Origin of the sequence: Paracoccus sp. (in: a-proteobacteria) (assembly GCF_039808215.1) — a bacterium.
Lineage (GTDB): Bacteria > Pseudomonadota > Alphaproteobacteria > Rhodobacterales > Rhodobacteraceae > Paracoccus.
Map to the genome: position 1 here is coordinate 1 of NZ_JBDHSP010000128.1, position 4,913 is coordinate 4,913.

Sequence of the window (4,913 nt, forward strand, 5' to 3'; positions counted from 1 at the left end):
GGCTCATAACCTGAAGGCCGCAGGTTCAAATCCTGCCCCCGCAACCACTTCTGTCATAACTCGCTAGAAATCGAAGTGTAACAACAGCTTGCACCGAGACTGGCGGACTACGCAAAGCCCCGAACGCGAAAGCGCTGGGTTTTTTACCGTTCACTCGTGACTTACAGTTCAGATTCGCCATCCCACCTAGCCTCTTACCCTAATTCGGCAGAGGTGGTGCGACCGTAGATCGGTAACGCTGCGGATGCTGCTCACACTCTTCGCGAACCCGGTTCAGCCAAGTCTCATACCAACACCAGGTTTTGCCGACCGCGACGGTGCCATAGCCCTTTGCCGAGTTCTTGGCGTCGAGCCGCTTCCAGAGCTTCGTATGGCTATCCATTGTAAATCTATCCCACCCCTCGGCCTTCATCTGGTTCACGATCTCACTCGGCAGATATTTCTTCTTCTCGACCTCTTTGAGGGCGATGTTGAATTTCTCCGCCACCTCCGAGCCAGGCGGTACGATCTCGACGGCCAGATCGGCGCTTGGGGCGCGGTTGGCTGTCCTGCCTACCATAAAGACACGGAAGGCGTAGCGCGGATCGACCTGTTGCTCTGGTGTCAGACGGCCCTCGAACCCGTCCATCATGATTTCAACGTTACGAGGGAGGCCATTTGCTTTCTTTAGGATCGCCCGTTGATCTGGACTGAAGGTTACGAATTGCAGGGCGATTGGCAGGCGACGTTCGAGTGCGTATTGAGCACCGAACAGTTTCTTGATCGCATCGTTGAAATTGATGCAGCAGGCTTGGAGTTTTGCGCTGACAGCATCGTCAATGCGATTGGTTGAGCGATGCTCAATCTCGTGCCGCAATTCGAGAAGGAATGTCAGATTATCTTTCGCGCCCTGTTCAACTGGACAGCGCGGTTCCTTCAAGCATTGGCCTAATTCCCAGAATTTATCCGCCCCACTTGGCGTCTTGGAAACGACCTTCTGCCCATTCTTGTTCGTCGTATGGCGATAGTCGATGCCCTCACGTTTGAACCAAGCGTGCAGCAAATAGGTCCAGGCGATGACCGCAGTTACGATGAATAGTTCGGCCCGAAAGGTGAGGCCCGCGCTGTTAAAAGTGTGGACTGCTGCGACCATTGCTTCACGCGCCTTGATGAGCAACTCGTCGCCACGCAGCGACAATCCTGTTTCTGCGTCGATCTCCGGCCACGACGAGAGAAAGCCTTCGAGATCATCAGCCGCGACGGCTTTGACGGATGCGTGCTTCTTGCCGGTGCGGATTTCGGCAATGGCGCGGTGATTGATCGAGCGCGTAGGGCGCGTGAAATAAGCAAGGATGTCTTGGTCGTTCGGCCACCGCCCATCGGCGATCATCGCCTTGATGAGCGCTATTTCCCAGCGTTCGAGCTTATTGCCTCGTTTGCGCACTGGCACGGCCCATCCCCCCTGTTCGATCGTCACGAGTCATGAACTTCCCTATTCGAAGAAGTCCTCGTCGATCCTTTTAATGTTTAAAACTTCCTCGACCCGGCACCCGACATTGTGTCGGATCATCAAACGGGCCAATTTCTCACCGTCGATAAGCACAATGCGCTTGCTCAAATACTCGGCGGTGTCGCGGGCGCTGGCCGTGAAGAATGATGTTGTGACGAATAGACCCTTGGCCGCCTTATGCCGGTCAAGGCTACCGAAGAAGTCGCGGATCGCGCCCGAGCCGACGCTGTTGCTCGCTGCATAGCGTTTGGCTTGGATGTAAACCCGATCAAGCCCCAGTTCGTCTTGGTCGATCACCCCATCAACACCATCATCCCCGGTACGTCCAAGCGCACGCCCCGCTTCCACAGCCGATCCGCCATACCCCATGGAAAGAAGAAGATCGACAATCAGCCGCTCGAAGAAATCCGGTGGCGCTGCCCGCACACGGTCTAACAAATCTTCGGCCAGCGCGGCCTCGATCCTCCGGTGTGCAGCGCGCATGATTTCGTCGGGCGTCGCTTCGGTCGTATCAGTAACCACCTCAATCAGATCAGTTTCTTCCTTGGAACGTGGTGCTCCCCGGTCGGTAAAGGTGCGGAACTCCTCGAAGCGGGCCAGAAAACGATTATCGATCCGGTCAGGTGCTGCGCTGACCACCTCTGCACCGCGCGCTGTAATGCGGAAGTGGCCACGTCGCGTGGCTTCTACCAATCCGGCCTTCGCTAGATAGGTCTTTGCCCAGTGCACACGGTTAGCGAAGATGGTTTGACGGCCCGAAGCCAGTAACGCGCTGCGCGCAGCTTCGTCCAGACCAAGAACATCCGCGAGCTTCTCGATAACATTGCCGACCCGCACCTCCCCATGTTCAGCGGTGCGTAGTACCGGCAGCATTAAGCTCTGGTAGTCGGGAATCTGAGAGGCAGGATCAGGTTCGTTCATCTTCTCGCCTCATGTAAGACCGAAATACCGCTCGAAGAACGCCGCAAGCTTATCCAGCACTGTCCGTTTCTTCTCAGAATGGTTGTTGTTTTTCGAGAATCGTGAGACCGGCGGTAGAATCCTCGTGATCGCGGTGCCAGTCGTAGGGATCGCGCCGTCGCGGAAGGCGTTGTCCACGAACGCCTTCGTTTCGTCGCCGTTGAGGCCCTCATCGGCTATAATCCGTTCCAGTTCCTCGGCTTTTTTCGCCGCCATGAATGCCTGCCATTGCGCGTCCACCTTCGCCTTCGCGGAAACGGAATCCACGAACTGTTCGATCAGGTCCTTCTTGTTGCGCAGGGATGGGCTGGAATTAACCGCGCGTTCGATGGTCGAGCGAATCTCCTTGTCTTCGCCGGTGCCTTTAGCGTGGATATACCGCTCGACTAGCATCAGGATGTAATCGACGTTGATCTCGACCTGCTTGATCAGCTCGATCTCGAACACCACGTCGTCGTTGATCGTTTCCTTCTCGGCCTCGGATACGCTGCGGAACGCGGCATACAGGTTCAGATAGAGGCTCTGGTAGTCCTGAAAATCGCGATCACTGAGGATTTCGTTGCCGGCGAAGTCGTCGAAGGCGGTAAGGATATTCCTCAGCCGCAGGATCGAGCCGAACAGTTTGATGAATGCCTTCTGTGCGGCTTCGCCGATAATCGCTTTGCCAAGCGGGAACAGCGCCACCAACTCCGCGACCTTCTTTTCATATTCCGCGTAGTAATCGGCATAAGGCTTGAGCAACACGATGCCCTTGGCGTCCTTGTTCCCGAACAGCGCCAGCGCGTCGTTGGTCGCCTGTTCGAGATCGCGGAAGGAAACGATGTTGCCGTAAGTCTTGACCGAATTGAGAATACGATTGGTGCGCGAATATGCTTGGATCAGGCCGTGCGAGCGCAGGTTCTTATCCACCCACAGCGTGTTCAGCGTGGTGGCATCGAAGCCTGTCAGGAACATGTTGACCACGATCACAAGATCAAGCTCACGGTTCTTCAGGCGCTGCGACAGGTCCTTGTAGTAGTTCTGGAACTTGTCGGCAGAGGTGTCATAACTGGTGCCGAACTGGGTATTGTAGTCACGGATGGCCGCTTCCAGAAAGTCGCGTGACCCCTGATCCAGCCCGTCGGTCTCGAACTCCTCTTCTCCCAGCAATCCGTCCGGTTCCTCCTCGTTAGCGGCAAAGCTGTAGATCAGGCCGATCTTCAGCCGCTGCGCGGGCGGAACATCCCTCTGCTGGTTGGCGAACTCCGTGTAATAGCGTTTGGCGGCGTCGATGGACGCCGCGGCGAACAATGAATTGAAGCCCTTGAGGCGTTTGCTTCCGTGCCGGTAACTGGCGCTGCGCTTGGTCTTCTGATCGAAGTGCTCGCGGATGTAGCCGACGATTTGGGAGACGCGCTCCGGCGCGAGCAATGCCCGTTCCGTGTCAATGGCCGACACCTGCTTGTCCCGAACATTCGGCGCGGTTCTGATCGTGTTGATGTAGTCGATGCGGAACGGCAGCACATTCTTGTCGTTGATGGCATCGACAATGGTGTAGGTGTGCAGCTTGTCGCCGAATGCCTGTTCCGTAGTGCGCAGGCGCGGGTTGCCGCCCGTGCTCGCGTTATCGGCAAAGATCGGTGTGCCGGTGAAGCCGAACAGATGGTAGCGCTTGAAGGAACGGGTGATCTCCGTGTGCATGTCACCGAACTGGCTGCGGTGGCATTCGTCGAAGATCACCACGACATGCGCATCATAGACCGGGTGCTTCTTGTTCCTGGCAACGAAGCGGCTCAGCTTCTGGATCGTCGTGATGATGATCCGCGCGTTCGGGTCTTCCAACTGCCGTTGCAGCACCGCCGTCGAGGTATTGGAATTGGCCGCCCCCTTCTCGAAGCGCTCGTATTCGCGCATGGTCTGGTAATCCAGATCCTTGCGATCCACGACGAACAGCACCTTGTCGATTTCCGGCAGCGCCCGCGCCAGTTGCGCGGCCTTGAAGCTGGTCAGCGTCTTGCCGCTGCCCGTGGTGTGCCAGATGTAGCCGCCCGCCGCGACAGTGCCCAGTTGCCGGTGATTGGTGGCAGTGGCGATGCGTTGCAGGATGCGCTCCGCCGCTACGATCTGGTAGGGCCGCATCACCAGCAGCTTGCGATCTACATCGAACACACAATAGCGGGTGAGGATATTCAGCAGTGTGTGCTTGGCGAAGAAGGTCCTGGTGAAATCCGCCAGTTCGGTAATCGGCTGGTTCGTTGCGTCGGCCCACCAACTGGTGAAGGCAAAGCTGTTGGAGGATTTCCTGCGGCCCCGTTTGACTGGCGAGAGTTCGGACAGGTGCCCCTCGCGCACGGTGTTGCTGTAATATTTGGTCAGCGTGCCGTTGCTGATGACGAACAGTTGCACATACTGAGAGTGTCAGGTCTTCTGTGTATCGCTGATCCGGTCCATGCTTCCTGAGAGGAGCAAGGACGATGACGATTTC

The 4,913-nt window shown here is 56.8% G+C and carries 3 protein-coding genes; all 3 read right to left on the minus strand.

All coding sequences use genetic code 11. The annotated features are described in order from the left end of the window. Positions 1-199 precede the first annotated feature (199 nt). From WMK75_RS18305 to WMK75_RS18315, 3 genes are read right to left on the minus strand one after another with little or no spacing between them, the layout of a single operon-like run. Positions 200-1,456, minus strand: coding sequence for a DUF3644 domain-containing protein (locus WMK75_RS18305; RefSeq protein ID WP_347269017.1), 1,257 nt, complete (start codon positions 1,454-1,456; stop codon positions 200-202). 15 nt (positions 1,457-1,471) lie between these two features. Beyond that, complete coding sequence (locus WMK75_RS18310) at positions 1,472-2,410, minus strand: restriction endonuclease (protein ID WP_347269018.1); 939 nt, start codon at positions 2,408-2,410, stop codon at positions 1,472-1,474. Positions 2,411-2,419: 9 nt separating this feature from the next. Next, positions 2,420-4,834, minus strand: a complete 2,415-nt coding sequence (locus WMK75_RS18315; protein ID WP_347269019.1) for a type I restriction endonuclease subunit R — start codon at positions 4,832-4,834, stop codon at positions 2,420-2,422. Between the last annotated feature and the right edge of the window lie 79 nt (positions 4,835-4,913).

What these genes read in the sequence shown, in the direction of transcription:
- WMK75_RS18310 (WP_347269018.1), bottom strand. Translation starts at nt 2,410, where the DNA reads ATGAACGAACCTGATCCTGCCTCTCAGATTCCCGACTACCAGAGCTTA.